The organism is Brevundimonas sp., from assembly GCF_046295595.1.
GTDB lineage: Bacteria > Pseudomonadota > Alphaproteobacteria > Caulobacterales > Caulobacteraceae > Brevundimonas.
The window spans coordinates 34,453-50,425 of the sequence record NZ_JBKBMX010000004.1; the positions used below are offsets into that span (position 1 = coordinate 34,453).

Annotated in this window: 25 protein-coding genes; 12 read left to right on the forward strand and 13 right to left on the reverse strand. The window is 64.9% G+C overall.

Going from position 1 to position 15,973, the window contains the following annotated elements:
* The 3 genes from ACK4JY_RS03820 to ACK4JY_RS03830 all read left to right on the forward strand — a co-directional run bounded on the left by ACK4JY_RS03820 (position 1) and on the right by ACK4JY_RS03830 (position 2,835).
* Positions 1 to 381, forward strand: coding sequence for a hypothetical protein (locus ACK4JY_RS03820; protein ID WP_409602978.1), 381 nt, complete (start codon positions 1 to 3; stop codon positions 379 to 381).
* A gap of 62 nt (positions 382 to 443) precedes the next feature.
* Positions 444 to 1,640: a glycine-rich domain-containing protein gene (locus ACK4JY_RS03825; protein WP_409603294.1), complete on the forward strand. Its 1,197-nt coding sequence runs from the start codon at positions 444 to 446 to the stop codon at positions 1,638 to 1,640.
* 67 nt (positions 1,641 to 1,707) lie between these two features.
* Entirely contained in the window at positions 1,708 to 2,835 is a 1,128-nt protein-coding gene (locus tag ACK4JY_RS03830) for a DNA-methyltransferase (protein ID WP_409602980.1), read from the forward strand.
* Here ACK4JY_RS03830 and ACK4JY_RS03835 read toward each other — a convergent pair.
* Entirely contained in the window at positions 2,807 to 3,406 is a 600-nt protein-coding gene (locus ACK4JY_RS03835; RefSeq protein ID WP_409602982.1) for a hypothetical protein, read from the reverse strand. The two genes, ACK4JY_RS03830 and ACK4JY_RS03835, sit on opposite strands and share 29 nt — an antisense overlap.
* Positions 3,407 to 3,489: 83 nt before the next feature.
* Between ACK4JY_RS03835 and ACK4JY_RS03840 the strand changes: the two genes are divergently transcribed.
* Positions 3,490 to 3,900, forward strand: a complete 411-nt coding sequence (locus ACK4JY_RS03840) for a hypothetical protein (protein ID WP_409602984.1) — start codon at positions 3,490 to 3,492, stop codon at positions 3,898 to 3,900.
* A 3-nt stretch (positions 3,901 to 3,903) separates the two neighbouring features.
* Here the strand turns inward: ACK4JY_RS03840 and ACK4JY_RS03845 are convergent, their stop codons facing one another.
* The 6 genes from ACK4JY_RS03845 to ACK4JY_RS03870 all read right to left on the reverse strand — a co-directional run bounded on the left by ACK4JY_RS03845 (position 3,904) and on the right by ACK4JY_RS03870 (position 7,075).
* Complete coding sequence (locus ACK4JY_RS03845) at positions 3,904 to 4,437, reverse strand: hypothetical protein (protein WP_409602986.1); 534 nt, start codon at positions 4,435 to 4,437, stop codon at positions 3,904 to 3,906.
* Positions 4,438 to 4,447: 10 nt separating this feature from the next.
* The gene (locus ACK4JY_RS03850; RefSeq protein WP_409602989.1) at positions 4,448 to 5,002 is read right to left on the reverse strand and encodes a hypothetical protein; all 555 of its coding nucleotides are present in this window, start codon (positions 5,000 to 5,002) and stop codon (positions 4,448 to 4,450) included.
* Positions 5,002 to 5,334 carry a hypothetical protein gene (locus tag ACK4JY_RS03855; RefSeq protein ID WP_409602991.1) on the reverse strand — a complete coding sequence of 111 codons (333 nt, stop codon included), beginning with the start codon at positions 5,332 to 5,334 and terminating at the stop codon, positions 5,002 to 5,004. Before ACK4JY_RS03855 ends, ACK4JY_RS03850 begins: the two co-directional genes overlap by 1 nt.
* 372 nt (positions 5,335 to 5,706) lie before the next feature.
* A complete protein-coding gene (locus ACK4JY_RS03860) occupies positions 5,707 to 5,904 on the reverse strand; it encodes a hypothetical protein (RefSeq protein ID WP_409602993.1) in 198 nt (65 codons plus the stop codon).
* Positions 5,901 to 6,155, reverse strand: coding sequence for a hypothetical protein (locus ACK4JY_RS03865; RefSeq protein ID WP_409602995.1), 255 nt, complete (start codon positions 6,153 to 6,155; stop codon positions 5,901 to 5,903). Before ACK4JY_RS03865 ends, ACK4JY_RS03860 begins: the two co-directional genes overlap by 4 nt.
* Positions 6,155 to 7,075: a hypothetical protein gene (locus ACK4JY_RS03870; RefSeq protein WP_409602997.1), complete on the reverse strand. Its 921-nt coding sequence runs from the start codon at positions 7,073 to 7,075 to the stop codon at positions 6,155 to 6,157. Before ACK4JY_RS03870 ends, ACK4JY_RS03865 begins: the two co-directional genes overlap by 1 nt.
* Before the next feature lie 136 nt (positions 7,076 to 7,211).
* Between ACK4JY_RS03870 and ACK4JY_RS03875 the strand changes: the two genes are divergently transcribed.
* Positions 7,212 to 7,457, forward strand: a complete 246-nt coding sequence (locus tag ACK4JY_RS03875; protein ID WP_409602999.1) for a hypothetical protein — start codon at positions 7,212 to 7,214, stop codon at positions 7,455 to 7,457.
* A 123-nt stretch (positions 7,458 to 7,580) separates the two neighbouring features.
* Here the strand turns inward: ACK4JY_RS03875 and ACK4JY_RS03880 are convergent, their stop codons facing one another.
* From ACK4JY_RS03880 to ACK4JY_RS03890, 3 genes are all read right to left on the reverse strand, one after another.
* Positions 7,581 to 8,123 carry a T4SS efffector SepA family protein gene (locus ACK4JY_RS03880; RefSeq protein ID WP_409603000.1) on the reverse strand — a complete coding sequence of 181 codons (543 nt, stop codon included), beginning with the start codon at positions 8,121 to 8,123 and terminating at the stop codon, positions 7,581 to 7,583.
* A gap of 125 nt (positions 8,124 to 8,248) precedes the next feature.
* Positions 8,249 to 8,737, reverse strand: coding sequence for a hypothetical protein (locus ACK4JY_RS03885; protein ID WP_409603002.1), 489 nt, complete (start codon positions 8,735 to 8,737; stop codon positions 8,249 to 8,251).
* Positions 8,738 to 8,849: 112 nt separating this feature from the next.
* The gene (locus tag ACK4JY_RS03890; RefSeq protein WP_409603003.1) at positions 8,850 to 9,389 is read right to left on the reverse strand and encodes a hypothetical protein; all 540 of its coding nucleotides are present in this window, start codon (positions 9,387 to 9,389) and stop codon (positions 8,850 to 8,852) included.
* Positions 9,390 to 9,674: 285 nt separating this feature from the next.
* On the opposite strand from ACK4JY_RS03890, the gene ACK4JY_RS03895 reads away from it, so the two are divergent.
* Genes ACK4JY_RS03895 through ACK4JY_RS03905 form a run of 3 tightly spaced genes read left to right on the forward strand, consistent with a single transcriptional unit; the run spans position 9,675 to position 11,659 of the window.
* On the forward strand, positions 9,675 to 10,208 hold the full coding sequence (locus ACK4JY_RS03895) for a hypothetical protein (RefSeq protein WP_409603005.1): 534 nt from the start codon (positions 9,675 to 9,677) through the stop codon (positions 10,206 to 10,208).
* Positions 10,208 to 10,354, forward strand: a complete 147-nt coding sequence (locus tag ACK4JY_RS03900) for a hypothetical protein (protein WP_409603007.1) — start codon at positions 10,208 to 10,210, stop codon at positions 10,352 to 10,354. The genes ACK4JY_RS03895 and ACK4JY_RS03900 overlap by 1 nt, the downstream gene beginning before the upstream one ends.
* A 3-nt stretch (positions 10,355 to 10,357) precedes the next feature.
* A complete protein-coding gene (locus ACK4JY_RS03905) occupies positions 10,358 to 11,659 on the forward strand; it encodes a hypothetical protein (RefSeq protein ID WP_409603009.1) in 1,302 nt (433 codons plus the stop codon).
* Positions 11,660 to 11,974: 315 nt separating this feature from the next.
* On the opposite strand, the gene ACK4JY_RS03910 is transcribed toward ACK4JY_RS03905, so the two are convergent.
* Positions 11,975 to 12,259 (reverse strand): hypothetical protein, encoded by a 285-nt coding sequence (locus tag ACK4JY_RS03910; RefSeq protein ID WP_409603011.1) that lies wholly within the window; start codon positions 12,257 to 12,259, stop codon positions 11,975 to 11,977.
* Positions 12,260 to 12,383: 124 nt separating this feature from the next.
* Here ACK4JY_RS03910 and ACK4JY_RS03915 point away from each other — a divergent pair, with 124 nt between their 5' ends.
* Genes ACK4JY_RS03915 through ACK4JY_RS03925 form a run of 3 tightly spaced genes read left to right on the forward strand, consistent with a single transcriptional unit; the run spans position 12,384 to position 13,800 of the window.
* A complete protein-coding gene (locus ACK4JY_RS03915) occupies positions 12,384 to 13,088 on the forward strand; it encodes a hypothetical protein (protein WP_409603013.1) in 705 nt (234 codons plus the stop codon).
* 41 nt (positions 13,089 to 13,129) lie between these two features.
* Positions 13,130 to 13,294: a hypothetical protein gene (locus ACK4JY_RS03920; protein ID WP_409603015.1), complete on the forward strand. Its 165-nt coding sequence runs from the start codon at positions 13,130 to 13,132 to the stop codon at positions 13,292 to 13,294.
* On the forward strand, positions 13,291 to 13,800 hold the full coding sequence (locus tag ACK4JY_RS03925; protein WP_409603017.1) for a hypothetical protein: 510 nt from the start codon (positions 13,291 to 13,293) through the stop codon (positions 13,798 to 13,800). Before ACK4JY_RS03920 ends, ACK4JY_RS03925 begins: the two co-directional genes overlap by 4 nt.
* On the opposite strand, the gene ACK4JY_RS03930 is transcribed toward ACK4JY_RS03925, so the two are convergent.
* A complete protein-coding gene (locus ACK4JY_RS03930; protein ID WP_409603019.1) occupies positions 13,772 to 13,948 on the reverse strand; it encodes a hypothetical protein in 177 nt (58 codons plus the stop codon). The genes ACK4JY_RS03925 and ACK4JY_RS03930 overlap by 29 nt on opposite strands.
* A 263-nt stretch (positions 13,949 to 14,211) precedes the next feature.
* On the opposite strand from ACK4JY_RS03930, the gene ACK4JY_RS03935 reads away from it, so the two are divergent.
* Positions 14,212 to 14,394, forward strand: a complete 183-nt coding sequence (locus ACK4JY_RS03935; RefSeq protein ID WP_409603021.1) for a helix-turn-helix domain-containing protein — start codon at positions 14,212 to 14,214, stop codon at positions 14,392 to 14,394.
* Here ACK4JY_RS03935 and ACK4JY_RS03940 read toward each other — a convergent pair.
* On the reverse strand, positions 14,391 to 15,821 hold the full coding sequence (locus tag ACK4JY_RS03940; RefSeq protein WP_409603023.1) for a tyrosine-type recombinase/integrase: 1,431 nt from the start codon (positions 15,819 to 15,821) through the stop codon (positions 14,391 to 14,393). The two genes, ACK4JY_RS03935 and ACK4JY_RS03940, sit on opposite strands and share 4 nt — an antisense overlap.
* Positions 15,822 to 15,973: the final 152 nt, after the last annotated feature.

Genomic DNA, 15,973 nt, shown 5'->3' on the forward strand with positions numbered 1-15,973 from the left:
ATGGCGACCCTGACCCAGCGTCAGGTCGATCTCGCCACCCGGATCGCGGCCGAGTTCAAGGCGCGCCCTCGCGGCGTCGTCTGGACGATCACCGGCAAGTCCACGGCCAGCGAGGTCTACCCCGGCTTCACCCCCTACGCCTTCACCAGCACGACCGCCCGGTCGTTCGCGCGCGCTCGCGTCGCGGCGACCGCGTCGACCGTCTACGTCGTGAAGCGCAACGGCACCCAGGTCGCCACGGTGACCTTCTCGGCCGCCGCGACTGTCGGCGTCTGGTCGGCGCCGGTGACCTGGGCCGACGGCGACTTCGCGACGCTTGAAGCGCCCGCCACGGCCGACGCCACGCTGGCCGACATCACGATCGGCGCGCGGGCAGCCTAATGGCCGTAGTCTTTCTCACCACCACGGGTGCCGGGACGTGGACCGTCCCTGCCGGCGTCACGATGGTGACCGTCGAGTGCTGGGGTGCGGGTGGCGGGGGCTCGATTTCGTCTACTGTCGGTGACGCCTTGGGTGGGGGCGGCGGCGCATATGCGATCAATACGGTCGCGGTTAGTGCGGGCGCGAGCCTAGCCTATGTCGTTGGTGCTGGCGGCACGTCAATCACCACTGGCCGCTACGGCGGCACGGGAGGCGACACCTGGTTTAAGAGCGTGTCGGATGTGCTTGCCGCTGGTGGTAAGGGCGCAAGCACCATGCCGTCAGGATGGAACCCTGGGGTCGTTACAGCGGCTGGGTTGGGCGGTTCAGCGGAAGCGAGTGTTGGCTCTACGAAGTTCTCTGGCGGGACGGGCGGCGGGGCCGCTGGTGGGGCTTCCGCTTCACCTATTGGCGTTGGAGGTTCATCGACCGGCGGCGTTAGTTCTCGCGCCACGTCCGTCGGCGGGACGTCTCCGAGCGCTGGCGCCGGTGGTGAGCCGAAGTTCGACGGAACCTCTCACCTCGATGGCGGGGGCGGCGGGGGTGCGCCAGGCACCCAGTTCGGTCAAACCCTAGTCGGCCGAAACGGCGGTGCTCCTGGCGGGGGTGCCGGCGCCGGTGCCGGCACTCCTTTGAGCGTAGGCGGTCGGGGGCAAATCCGCATTACCTACGAAGCCGCTCCCGACGGCATCGTCGCGACCACTCACAGCGTTGCCGCCTACGAGGTCGACTATTCCGACGCCCGTGCGGGTCTCGGTGCGTTTTCGGGCGGACTTCTTTGGGTCGGCCAGTATTTCAGCGGTTCGCAATATGAGATTTGTCAGTCCTTCCTGACGTTCGACACGTCCTCGATTCCGCCGGGAGCGATCGCCAACGCGAAGATCGTCCTCGCGGTCGCCGAGAACTACGGCGCGAGCCTGATCGAGGCGCGCCAACATACGTTCTCGGCGGATGCGTCCGCGTTCATCCCCGGCACCGACCTGGCGTCGAAGACCCTGCTGGGGTCCGCCCCGATCTCCGGTGCGGTCGCGGCCGACTTCGAACTGCCGGTCACCATCAGCCGATCGCCCACGTTCCAAGTCGCGCTCTCGACCGCCGATCAACGGACTGGCACGCCGCCCATTGCTGACAATTCGCTCCGCATCACCGGCGCCCACCTCGTTTACGACCTCGTCGAAGGTCCGGCCGCGCGCAGCCAACGCTCATTCCGCTGGCTGTAGGACCAATACCGCTTGACTGTTTGACGTCTGGACGTCAAAGCTTCCTCTGAACAATAGGGGAACGTCGATGTCAGCAGCGCCGGGGAGCATACGCGATTCGATCATCGACTACCTATCGGCCGTCGACGGCGAGGCGACCGCTTCGGAAATCACCGCCGCTGTCGCCTTGCAACTCGGCAGCGTTCCAGCTTCTTCGGTCCGCTCCTACCTGAATCTGAACGTCCCCAAAATCTTCGCCCGCACGGGACGTGGCAAGTATCGACTCCAATGCGTCCTGGCCGAAGCGAACGTCCACCACGTTCACCTGGAGCCGGCTGTCGCGCACGGAAAGGCCACCCTCTATCACGCCGACTGTTTCGAATGGCTGGCCGCACGAGAGGCAAACTCGGTCCATGCGGTCGTCACCGACCCGCCCTATGGGGTCATAGAATACACTGAAAAGGAAATGGCGAAGCTGCGAAGCGGCAAAGGCGGAGTGTGGCGCGTGCCGCCCTCCTTCGACGGTCACCGCCGGGCGCCCCTTCCACGCTTCACCGTCCTGAACGACGCTGAACTGGTCCAGCTTTATGCCTTCTTCCGGCGGCTCGGGACGCATCTGGCGCGCGTGGTGGTTCCAGGCGGCAACGTCGTCGTCGCCAGTAATCCGCTGCTGTCGCACCTGGTCACCTCGGCCATGGAAGAATCCGGCCTCGAAATGCGGGGCTATCTCGCCCGCCTGACCATGACGATGCGCGGCGGCGACCGGCCGAAGAACGCCCACGAAGAGTTCAGCGGCGTGTCGGTGATGCCTCGTTCCCAGTGGGAGCCGTGGGTCGTGCTGCGCAAGCCTTTGGAAGGGCGTGTTCAGGACAACCTGCGTAAATGGAAGACTGGCGGCTTCCGCCGGCCGTCCGACGACCGCCCGTTTGGCGACGTGATCCGGTCGAACCCGACGAGCAAAGCCGAGAAGACAATCGCTCCGCATCCGTCCCTGAAGCCGCAGGACTTCCTTCGACAGGTGGTGCTGGCGTCTCTACCCTTGGGCGAAGGCGTGGTGCTGGACCCGTTCGCCGGCTCGGGCTCCACGCTGGCCGCTGCAAACGCCGTCGGCTATCGAAGCATCGGCGTCGAGGCAGACCCGAAGTTCGTTCGGCTCGCCGACGAAGCGATCCCGAAGCTGGCGAAGCTTAAGCTAAATACACCCACTGCGACCTAAGCTTCGCCACGCCTGCCGCGTGGAGCGTCGCCGTGCGCGTGCCCAGTTCACCGCGTGCGTTCTTCCTGAAGTCATCGATGCCGACGTCAGCGAGATAGACTTCACTGAACCGCGTCGCGCGCCGGTCCTGGGCGGGTTCGGTGGTGTTGTCGATCTGGTAGACGAACACACACATCCACTGTTGGCGTCCGCCATGTGTGTCGACAGCGCCGCCCTTCTTGCGGGTGGTTTTGATCTCGACGCCGTCCGTCCCGGACTGGACTGAATCGTTGGCGTAGCGCCCCCGGACGATCAGATCGGGATGCCCGTTGTGGAAGTTGTTCTGACATAGGCTCCGAGAATGCTTCGCGAGGCTGACCGTCAGCATGTCGGAAATCATCCCGGACATGTTCGCAGCGCGTAGCGTTTCCTCCAGCCTCGGCAGCCCCTTCTCGTAGAACAGCGTGTTCACGTCGAAGAAGAAATCATAGACGTCCTGCATAGCGATCTCGAAGTCCGCCACACGCAGTTGAAACGGCAAAATGGCGTTCGTATTCGACTTCGACTTATCGACCACTTCCCGTGTGGGCATAGGCGCCTTCCCCCTCGCGTTAGGCGCGAGAAGGTGGCCGAAGCCGTGCACGAAGTCTAGCGGCACCCTTCCCTGTTGACCTGATGCCCAGCCCCCTGAATCTCCCCAAGAACACCAGCCGGCTCTCCTCCTGGCTGCGCCGGACCCTGGACGAACTCTGCGCCCGGCCGGATCACCTCCAGCGCCTGTCGATCATCGGTTCGGGCTTCATCATGTGGCCCACCATGGTCGGCTTCGCGCTGATCGTCTGGCTGGGCTACGGCCCTGAACAGGCCGCCCAGTCCCTGAACTTCATGGGCATGGCGCTGATCGGCTCGATGGCCCTCTGGGGCCTGGTCGTGGTCGCGCTGCTGGGCATCGTGAAGGGTCTGCGCGTCAGCGGTCCCGGCGGCCTGTCCGTCGCGATCGAGACCACCGCCGACGATCCTGACCGTGATCCATCGACCAAACGCGTCGATGTGGACGTCGACCATGAACGGCGTGGTGCTCGCTAGGCTTCAGCCGCCGGCTTTGAGCGCTGCCCGCACCTTATCGGCGGTCGGCGCCGACATCGAAGTCAGCATCCACGACTTCTGGAGAGTGGGATTGTCGATCGACACGCCTTGGGCCGCCATCCACTCCTTCAGGATCGCGTGCGAGAGGTAGGGCGGATTCCGGGCCAGCACCTCGCTGATCAGCCCCGGCGTCTTGTCGTCGTCGCCAGTCAACGTGGCCCAGAGCAGGTTGCCGCCCCGCTCGGACATGCCGGGGAAGAACTCCAGCACCCTGGTGAAGACGATCTCGCGGAACAGGCCCATGAACTCTTCCGGCGACGGGTCCGTGATGTTTTCGGCCTGGATGATCTGATCCGCCCAGAACCACGCCATCGCATGGTGGAAGCGGAAGACCTTGGCGGCCGTCGCCTTGTTGGCGATCATCCACTCGCCGCCAGTCTGGTCCAGTCCTTCCAGGAAGCTGTCGTTCACCAGCTTGAACAGGGCGGTGGCGACACGCTGGGCCGGTGTGAATTCGCTAACGGGTGTGAAAGTCATGTCGATCCGATCACAGGTTGCCCGAGTTGTAGTCTTTCGCCGGTGCCGGCTCCCGGTAGGTGAAGAAGTCCAACTCGCCCTCGGTGACGTCGTTCTCGGAATGCCGGCGCAAGATCAGGTGACCTTCGGCGAAACACCACTCGACTTCGTCGCCCGAGAAGGTGGCGCCGAAGGCGTTCTGAAGCTGCCGGCTGTCCTCGCGACACGGCGCGCCGTAGACGCTCGACAGCGTGCGCCCGACGGCCTCGAACGAGCGAGGCGACATCTTCACACTGAACCAGTCGAACTTGCCGTCCTTGAAGATCACCATCGAGCGGCCGGTGCCGACGTCACCGATCCCATACTTTGTGAACTCGCAACTTCCGCTGTCCGAACAGCGGGTCACGGTCTCGGCCGCCACCGCATCCGCCATGGTCGTCGTGTCGGGCTTCAGGCCTCGGAAGTCGAACGACGGCAGCGCTTTGGCAGCCGGAATGGACATCGGTTCCGGCGCGGCTGGCGTGGCCTCTGGCGCGGGTGAGCAAGCGGCTACACCGATCACCATCAGCAGGGCCAGAGCGCGCATCAGAATGCCCGGCGCGGTGCTTCAACCACTCGGCAACGTCCGCGACTGACCTTGTTCTCCCCAATGAAGTCAAAGTTGCGAGTGAACGTCAGGTCGGTCCGACTGATGACGTTGCCGTCGAAGCGGACTTCGTCGGCGCTGAAGATCGCGGCCACGCTATGACTGCCCTGGGAGTGAGTGAAGTCCACACGACCTTCGGACTCGTGGATCGTGATCTTCCAGTTCCACGGTGCCTCGGCCGGCGTGTCGCCTTCCAGGCTCGTGGTCATCTGACATTCCAGATAGACTGGCGCGAACATCATGGACGTCGCGACCCACAGCGCTGCAATCATCAGACCCTCCCCAAAGCAAGCGCGAAGCTATCGACCGGACGGTTCGACCGCAACCAGGCCCGGCGCCTGGCGCTGGCGCGGACGACCAGCCCCGGATGACCAGAATGGTCAACCGGAGCCAGCCTGATGCTTACGTCAAGATGACGTAGCAGTGGATCAGCCCATAATAGACCAAGCACGAGTCTTTGGTCGTGATGAAGGGCAGCCCGTGATGGCGGATTTTGATGAGCATAGTTTTAGTTCTCCTATTGGACTTGATGTCCAATAGTATTTATCCCACGACGACTGAAAACCGCCCGTAAGGGCGTGAAAAAGGCCCCGGCGCCGTGCCGGGGCCTTTGTCGTTTCAGCGCCCATGGTCACCGGAGGGCTTCAGCCCGGCTTGTCCGGCACGAGCCAGCCCAGGACCCGTCCCAGGACGACCCCGATAAGGAAGAACGGCCAACCCACGGCATACCAAAAGGCGAGGTTGATCAGCACCAGGCTTTTGAACGAGCCGGGCACGCGGGTGATCATCCAGACGAAGACGATCGCGGCGCCGATGAGGTAGACCGCGACCCCGCCGTTCATCGGCCCGCATCCCGCTCTTCGCAGTCGCACGGCGTCCGATCGGTGCCGGCGTTGATGCACTTCAGTATGGCGACGACGCCGCCCACGGCGACCACGGCGGAGAGGACCAGGAAGAACCACTCGCCCTGCCGGAAGTGCCACATCACGAGCAGCGCCGGCGCCCCGATCGCGCAGCAGAGCGCCGCGTAACCCGTCTGTAGAACGGCGGACCGGCGCTGGCTCTCCACCCCGTCTTTGCCGAAGTGGATCATCAGAACCTCCCGCCTCGCGCGGTGATGTCCTCCAGCAGGACATGCAGCGGACCGGGCCAGACCACCCCCGCCTCGGTGGCGCGGTTCACCAGCCCGGTGACGTGCTGGGCGCTGATCGGCCCATCCGACGCCAGGGCGGCATAGGTCAGGCTCATATGGTTCAACAGGGCTCCGATCGTCTGCTGCGCCTTGCGCGTCGCCATCCAGACCTTGGGCAGCATGATCGTCCCCCAGGCGGCGTCCAGCAGCCAGAGGCAGGTCACGATCAACCCGACACCGCTGACCCAGCTATCCGGGAACAGCCCGACGCGGCTCAAACCCCAGAAGGCCGCGAGGATGACATAGGCGATGACCGCCGCGATGATGCGGCCGAAGAACCATTCGAAGATGACCCCTCGCTTCAGGACGTTTTGAGCCAAGAACGGGACGTGCGGAGCGTTGACGGTGGTCTGGGCGTATTGGGCGAACTCCAGCGCGACCAGCAAGTCGACCATCAGGCGGTCAACCGTCGCGGTCTTCAGCCCGCTTTTCACGTATTCGCCTGCGATCCCTTCGATCTCGTATCGGGAGAACTCGGGGATGCGCCCGCCCTTCACATCCTGAAGAAGCGAGGGGTGGTGCCGCCAGAGTTCGCCATTGTGCCGGGCGCCCTCGCGGTCGAAGGCCCAGTAGAGGTTGTTGATCGGCTCGACCGCCTTGTGGAGGTAGTCGTCGAACGGCGGCGTCTTCCACCGATCGGTCGGCTCGGACGGGAATACTCCCGCCGCCACGGCCTGTTCGGCAGCGTCGCGGGTGGCGCCGTCATATAGCCGCTCGATGTCAGAGTAACGCGGACGGTTCTCGGCCAGCATGGTGCTGACGACTTGCTCGACCCACTTGCGCCGGTATGCGTCGACTTCGCCCGGCCCCTTAAAGCCCATGCTCGCCCCCTCCCCGAGACCCGCCAAGGTGGCGCTTAAGTCGGGTATAGCCGAAAGGCCCCGCGCGCGAAATGAGAGGGCTTTTCGGTTTCAGGTTGATGCTCTCCCTTATATGGTGAAGCCAAAGGAGAACGACATGATCGACAAGACCGCAGCCTTCCTGAACCAGTGGGTCTCGGAGAACGTCAACGCTGGTCCGTATGACCCCGGCGACGCGGTGATCAACCCGTTGGCCGAGCAACTGATCAAAGATGCGAAGGCCGAAGGCATCACCATCGAAGACATGAAAGAGGTGCGCGGCGAGCCCTACGACATCGTCAGCGAAGCCCTCGATGAAGCGACGGACAACGAAGTCGAACGGCTCGCGTCAAAGGACGACTAGCTGGCGGCGACGCTAAAACAGAAGGCCCCCGGTTCATGCCGGGGGCCTTTTTCGTTGGGGTGGCGCGCAACGAAAAGCCCGACCTTCCGGCCGGGCTCGGGTCGCTGGGCCGTCAGACTCGTCCTAGACGTTCACGGCGAAACGTCCCTTGCCGCCAGGCTGGGCGGCCTCCGGCTTGTCATACCAGAAGAACTCGACCTGCAACGGAAGGCCCAAGCCGTCCGCGAGCGAATAGATGGCCTTCCACGCGCCCTCGGCATCCTGACCTTGGACCGAGATGCCCGCTTCGGCGATGTGCTTGTAGCCGTTGACGGTCTTCTCGCCGACAACGGCGTTCACGGCGACCAGCTTTTTGATCTCTTCGGGCGTCTTACCCTTTTCGGCCGCGCGGCGGACGAGGTGGGTCAGCAGGTTGTTCCAGTAGGTCAACTCGGGCGGGAACTTCTTGTGCTCCAGTTCGATCGACTTCGGACGGGTGTGCGTCAGGTTCGGCGGCGAGGCGGGGTCGAACTGGGTGAGGGCGTCGAGTGCCGTGGCCGGCGACAGATTCTTCTCCAGCGCATCCAGCGCGCGGTTCACGATGGTGTCGGGCGTGTCGACGAACGGTTCCGCGTGCTTTTGCAGACGGGTGAAGGTCGCGGTCGTCAACTCTACAGCGGGCATCATGTCGGCTCCTCTCACCACCGGAACGGGGCGTCTATGGCGATAGGTATACCGGTATAACCACTCGATCAAGCTGTTTATACCGGTATGGCGGTACGCCATGGCTTGGTGGTTCCGTGCGGTGGTGATCAGGCACCGAACTTCGCCGCCCACCATTCGCAGGGCTCGCGCAGGACGGTCCTAATACCGTGCCATCCGGGCGCGTCGGATTTCAGCCGCCGCCCCTCGACCTGGAAGTTGGCGACGCCGCCGCCATACGCACCGAGGCCGTAGGCGCCCTTGCCGTAACCGCCGCTCACCTTGCGGAAACGCAGCACCGATGGATCGGCGACGATGGCGGCGCTCGACACCGTCTGATGCTTCGCGCCGGTCGCGATCTCCATCACGATCTGCGCGAACGGGCATTGGTCGAAGTAGTCGGTCTTCTCGTTGGCGATGATCTCTCCCCTCGCCGCCCAGTCCTTCATCGAGTGCAACAGGATGAAGGCCGAGAACACCCGGACGGTGTCGGAGTCGTTGCCGGGCACGGCCTCCACGGCTGGGCGCACAAGCTGTTCGAAGAACTCCCGAGGGTGGCCCAGAATTTCGGCGAGCGGGAAGAGCGGTGGTGACGTCATGGGGCACGCTACCCCCGCGCCGGCGGAACTCAATGCGTGCGGTGGTTCGGTGCTCGGTGCTCGACCGGAGGGGGCGAAGCCCGAGCGAGCGCAGCCGAAGGCCAGCGAGTGATCAGGCCATGCAGAGCGAGGTCGTCGAGAACTCGCGGACGTAGGTGACCTCGCCGTTGGTGGCGCTGATGATCCCGACCAGCGCGCCCTTGTCGTCCAGAACGGCGCCGCCGGACATCCCGATCTGCGCGCCGCCCTCGACCGCCATCATGTTGTCCTTCGTTCCGGTCTCGGACTCGATCGTCCGATAGCCGGCGAGCGCCGCGCCGCTGAACTCACGTTCGAAGCCGATCAGGCGATAGGTCCGGCCGGCGATGACGCCGTCGCAGGACACGGCGGCCTGGGTCGTGAACGCCTCGCTGGTCCCGCCGACATAGAGGTCGAGGTCGCGGTCATACCAGATCGGCTCGGTGCCGCACCCGCCGGCGGCGAAGCCGTGCTCGGCACCAATGACGCGGTTCGGGGCGATGACCACCGCACTGGAGTGGATGTTGCCTGGACAGGTGATCCGCACGACCGGCGCGTAGCTGGTGCGGGCGGTGGTGACTTCGGCGGTTGCGGGCGCAGCGGCGGTGAGGACCACGGCTGCGATCAGGCTCATGAAAGTATTCATGAGTCCGATGGTTATACAGCAAGTTTAGTTAGAGTCGAATCCGGCCCGTGCTAATTATTCCTGCCGGTAATTGCAGTTGTAAAGGAATGTTCTGCGTTGGCGCGAGAGTGTTGACAAGAACGAAGACTCGGTGGTTGGCCGAATGATCTTGACGTTAGGGCCTATGGGGCGTATAAGGAAACACATCAGCGTGCCCGGCGCTGATCGAACCCGACCCCTTCCCCACCGTCTTGTCGAGACCACAACGCCGGCTCTGCCGGCGAATGAGAGCCCATGCCCGCAAAGTATGAACCCGCACCGCCCGTCACGCCGGCCGACCTGCCGCGCGACGCCTTGATCACCTACGACCAGTTCGCTTGGTTGATGGCCCCGCACGCGCCCCAGCGCGCGACGATCGAAAAGTCGGCCCGCAAGGGCGACTTCGTCCCCGGCATCCGCATGACGGCGCGCAGCCCCATGCTGTTTCGCGCAGGCGCCGTGGCGGACTTCCTGGCCGCGCGAATGGCGGGGTTGGACGCCATGGCCGACGTCGTGCCGCTGGGCGACGACCGCTTCACCTTCGCCTCTACCCAGCAGGTGAACGCCGCGCCGGTCGATCTGAACGCGCTGATCGACAGCCTGAACCGCGACTCGTCCGACGCGGAGGTCGATGTCGTCGCGCGCGCGATCGTGGCCGACGACCCCGCCGTCGACTACCGCTCCGCCACCTTCGCCCGCTTTCGCAAGGCCCTGGGCATGGCGGGTCCCCCCGCCATGAAGATGATGATCACCATCCGTCGTGAAGTTGGCGCCGGGGCTCGCGCCTGATGACGGTCAAGGCCCCGCCCCGTTTGATCGAAGCCGTGGAAAGCGAGCCCGCCGACCTCTGGGCTGCCGGCCGCCCCGCCGCGCCGATCTTCCCTGTCTTCCCTGATTACGTCCCGGCACCCGAGCCGGTCGAGCGGGAGGTCTAGGCCATGGCCCAACAGAAGACCGTCAACGGCGTCCCGGTGACCGCCGCCGCCTTCCGCCGCGCGATCGTCGACGCCCTGAACGGGATGGAAGACGGCGCCGGCTCGATGCCGGACCTGATCCTCGCCCTCGGCCCCGAGTGGGACACCAAGGAAGGCCGCGCACTGGTCAGCAAGACGCTGGTCAACATGGCGGCCGGTGGGAAGCTGAAGCGCGATCCCGAACGCAAGGGGCTCTACCGGGTCCACGGCAACGTAAACCGCAAGGGCGGTGGCGTGTCGTCGTATGACGCGACCGAACAGTCGATCGTTGAGATCATCCGCGACGCCGGCGGTTTCGCGACGTGGGCCGAGATCATGGAAGTGTTCGATGAACGACCCCACGGCGAAGAGCGAGCCGAGTTGCGTGCCCTGCGCAAGCGGGAGTTCTGGAAGAACTACAAGCCGGGCGACGAAAAGCTGACCCGCTTCGACCCCTACAACACCTGGGGCTACAAGCAGATCAACAACGTCTTGAGGACCAGCGAGCGCATCCGGCAGGACTACCCCGAGATCGGCGGCACCGGTGAGTGGGCGTGCAAGTATTACAACCTGCCGCTCGACCAACTGAACGGGCTGACGCTGCGCGGCAGCGTGAAGGCGCTGATGATTAAGGCGACCCATGAGGACCTGAAGCGCGAGGGCAGCTACTTCGCCGAACGCGACGTCATGTTCGCATGTGTCGGTCACGTCTTCGCCACCGCTCGCGAGGCCCGAGGGCTGACACTGCTGGACCTCGCCAGCCGCAAGGCAGTCTACGCCGCCTTGCTCGACCTGGCGCGCGACCGCACCATCGACGGCAACAACCGCAGCATCCACCGAGCCGAGACGGCGAAGCAGGTCGAGGCCATGCGCGCCGCCGGCGCCACCAGGGACGAGGTGGAGGGCTTCCGAGATCAGCGGCGGGGAGCCCACAAGAGCGTCGAGGCGATGGCTGACATGTTGGAGCGGTTCGAGGTCGGCGGCGTCGGCTACGGAACGAACTTGCATCTGCGCGCGCCGGTCTCCTTCTACGAAACGCTGGCGGCTGCGCTCGGCATCGACCCGGTCAGCGCCAGTCGCGGCGTCCTCCAGATCGACACCCGAGGACCCCGCATCCGCATCGAGCGCGTCCAACCCACTTGGGAGACCTTGGGGGCTCGGGACGCCAAGCGCGACCGCGAACTCGAATATCAGCAGGGCCGCCCGCGTGGAGTCGAAGACGCTCGCTTGCTCGATGTCGTGACGAAGGCCCAAGAACGCCGCGCGACCGAAGCGTCCGAAGTTTAACACTCAAAATAGGTATGGAAATCAGGAGAATTTAGGAGGTTCTAATCCCGAAGGCGAGTTCGGCCCCATTCTCTACTATTCAAAATAGGTATGAAAGTCAGGAGGATTTAGGACAACGCCGCCGATCAACCCTCATTTCTCCTAATATATACTGACTTTCATACCTATTTTCACACTTATAAGAAGGGGTGGAGGACCGGGTCTCCTTCCGACCTTCCGGTGGTCTTCGGTGATGGTGGTCGCGGTGACGCGGTGCTGACCGGAGGGGGCGAAGCCCGAGCGAGCGCAGCCGAAGGCCAGCGAGTGGCGAACGACCTACTGGCGCCGGCTGCTGGTCGGGGCGTTGCCCATGCCGTTCATGACAGCCACGTCGAAGATGACCGCCAGCCGCTCGGTCATGCGCGCAGCCTCGTCGCTCAACCCAGTCAACTCCCGCATTTCGAGGTAGGCCGCCTCCAGCAGAGCCCCAGCTTCGGCCGTGGTCAGGTCGTCGGCGCTTTGGACCCCACGCTCCGCCAGCTTGCGGACAATGATGACGCCGACCGCCCGGACGACCTCGATGAAGCCCTCGATGGTTTCCATGTCGATCGGCTTTGGCATCGCTCGACCATATCACGGAATTCTTGACAGCAGCCGGATCGGTGGCAGGCAATAGAGGCTCGACGGTGGTCCAAGCGATCACACCTCGGGCGCTCCCCTCACCCCCGCCCAGGTCGACTTCAGTTTGCACACCCACCACCCTCGCCTACCTCCAATCAACGACGTCCGCCCGTTGCGCGTTCTCATCGGCTGCGAGTTCACCGGCACCGTCCGCCGCGCCTTCCAGGACCTGGGCCACGACGCGTGGTCCTGCGATCTCCTGCCGGACCTCCACGGCTCGAACCGCCACATCAGGGGTGACATCCGTGATCATCTTAATGACGGGTGGGACCTGCTGGCCGTCATGCATCCGCCCTGTACGCGGCTCTGCAACTCGGGTGTCAGGTGGCTCCACACGCCGCCGCCGGGCAAGACCCGCGAACAGATGTGGGCTGAACTCGAAGAAGGCGCCGCCCTCTTCTCCGACTGCTGGAACGCCCCGATCCCGCGCGTGGCGGTCGAGAACCCGGTGATGCACAAGCACGCCAAGGCTCTGATCCGCAACTTCGAGCCCGCCGCCCAGACCGTCCAGCCGTGGTGGTTCGGCGACCCCGCCTTCAAGGGAACCGGCTTCTACCTGCGCGGCCTTCCGCCGCTCACGCCGACCAACCGCCTGACGCCTCCCAAGACTGGGACCCCGGAACACAAGTTGTGGTCGGCGATCCACCGCGCACCGCCCGGACCCGACCGGTGGGCGGTCCGATCGAAGACGTTCGGCGGCATCGCCGATGCCATGGCCGCCCAGTGGGGCGGCTACGCGGTCGAAGCCGAGATGAAGCGCGCCGCCTGACACCGCCGCCCAACCCCCACCCCAAAGAGAACCCCACCATCTTGAAGCCCAAGCCCAACACCGAGAAGTTCCGCGCGCCCGTCGAAGACTGGCTCGATCGCGTCCCCGCCATGATCCCCCGCGCTTGGGACGAAGAACCCTCTGATCCCGTCGGCGACTACGCCGACCTCGCCTCCAGCGTCCGCGAACAGGACAACGACTGGTGAGCCGCATCCTGGGCGTCGATCCGGGCATCACCGGTGGTCTGTGTTTGCTCGACACCGACGCCTGGACCATCGCCGTGCTGGACATGCCGCAAGAGGTGGGCAAGGCCGGGCGCAAGGGCGTCTCGCCCACGCTGACCGCGCAGGCGATCGCCGCCGCTGACGCCGACTACTCGTTCGTCGAGGACGTCTGGAGTTCGCCACAAGCCGGCGTCGCCTCCAGCTTCTCGTTCGGCCGCAGCTTGGGCATCGTGCTCGGCGCCGCGTCGGCTTCGTCCTCGCTCACGCCGGTAAAGCCGACGGTCTGGAAGGCGGCACTCCAAGTCCCCCGTGACAAGAACCAAGCGAGAGCCCGAGCGGTCGCACTCTTCCCGTCCGCCGCCAGCCTGTTCGCGCGGGTGAAGGACGACGGCAGGGCCGAGGCGGCGTTGATCGCCTTGTGGGGCGCGCTGTCGCTGAAGCTGACGCCTCCGAAGCCCCTTACGCTTGCACCCTGGCCGGCGGCGTAGCGGCGGCGCGCCACCGCAGCATCTTCGCTTCCATCCGGTCCAGCAGGTCGCCCATCGCGGCCATGCTGGCGTCGGTCAGCGGCTCCAGCGTCAGGAAATGAAGGTCGGCGCTCTCGGTGATCAGTTCGCGATCGGTGTTCAGTTGCATGGTCCCCTCCTTGGGGTCGGATTTGAAGCGACCTAAGACGAACGCGCAGGACCGTGCAAGACAGTGCAAGCCGATTTCACTCACTTGGTGTAGGCTTTCTCACCACGCTCCAAGGTTAGCTGTCTGGTTGTCTGTCAACACTCTCACGCTGACCCCACTTTGTCTGTCAACACTCGCACGCCAACATTCTGTTACTGTGCATTTTCTTGACGCGGACGGCGGCCAAGGTCATATCTCGGACGACGACCAGACCCGAGAAGCCTTTGCCCTACGCCCACAAGCCCGACGTCGACAAGCTGGCCTTCACGGTCGATGAAGCCGCCGCCGCGATCAGCGTGTCGCGTCGCCAAATCTACTATCTGATGAAGTCGGGCGACCTGCCCTACAGCCAGCGCGGCGGGCGCCGCCTGATCCGCGCGGACGCCCTCAAGGCGCTGCTGAACTAGGCGGCAGTCGCCAGACCACCCCCGGCCTGAAACGCCGCCCAGCGCGCCGCAAACTGGGGCTCCTGGGCAAGGAACGCCAACAGCTTCGCCATGTCCGACGTTGTCTCGGCATAGGTCGGCTGTTCGCCGGCGCAAACCAGCGCCCAGTCCGTCATCAGGTCGCGGCGTTCATCCAGCAGATCGCCTCGGAAGTAGGCCTGGGTGGTCGTGTTACCGACCGAGTGCCCCAGGCTGATCTCGCACGCCTCGAACGAGTAGGCGGGCACCTTGCGGCCATTCGCCAGCGTGATCCGCGCCGCGCCGGCCCAGTCGCGGAACGTCGAACGGAACCCGTGGACCGTCGCGTCGGCCACGCCCAGGCGCTTCAGCACGCTCGACATGCCGTTGTCGCCCAGGGCGGAGCCCACCTCGGGTCCTGGGAACACATAGCCGACACCGTCGGACTCGGCGCGCAGCCGGCGCATCAGCGCCACGGCCGACGGGCTCAACGGGATGCGCTTGGTCATGACCTTGGCGCGGATCAGCGCCTTGCGTTCCTTCACCCGGTTCCTGGGGATGGTCCAGAGCGCCGCGTCCAGGTCGAACTCGGGCCAGACGGCCTCTCGAATCTCGGTAGTGCGCGCGCCGGTGAGGATCAGCAACTCCAAAGCCGCCGCGCCGACGCCCTCACGTCCGCGCACCTGGACCATCAGATCGGCGACGCCTTCATGCGCCAGAGCGGCGTGCGGCCCCTTCGACCCCTTCACCCGCTCCGACAGCAACTCCTTCAGGTGGCCGTCCCACCTGGCGGGGTTCTCGCCGGTGCGCAGACCGCGCGCCCTCGCCGAGTCCAAGATCGTCTCAACGGTGGCGCGGCTCTTCTCGGCGCCCTCTGGAATCTTCCGCCAGATCGGCTCGAACACCGCCAGCACCTCTTCCGTCCCCACTCGGTCGATCGGCATGTCGTGGATCGCGGCGCAGTGATTGCGGATCGTGTTCAGCCAGCGCGCCTCGGTCTTCCGGCCGAACCAGCCGACCTTCTTCACCGCCAGGACCTCCAGGCCGTAGGCGCCGAACGTCGGCACGGCGACCGGCTCCACCTTCGCCGCCTCGCGCTCCACCTTGGGGTCGATGTCGGCCGCGACCTTCTCGCGCACTTCCTTCGCCAGTTCGCGCGCCCTCTCCAAGGTCACGGCGTTCACCGAGCCCAAGCCCAACTGCTGGCGCTTGCCGTTCCACTGGTAGAAGCAGATGAACCGCTTGGCGCCCGGTTGACCGTTGGCGCCCGGCTTGTCGACCTCGACGTAGAGGCCGCCGCCGTCGGCGTGCCTGCCGGGCGGCAGCGGATTTTTGACCGCCGCGAGGGCCTTCGGGTTCAGTCGATTTAATGCTCTAGCCATTCCCCAATGTCGCAGCTTCACCGTGCTGGAGGCAAGTTCTTCCCCCACTTTCGACCCCACTTTCGGTCGCTGCGTGCATGTCCAGGCAGCGATGCGCAGGACTGTGCAAAGCCATCTAACAGATTGTTAGGAATGAACATTCCTTTACAACGCCTTGTTAGGATTGCACACCGTTGCCCATGCCTAGGCCTCTACCCGCG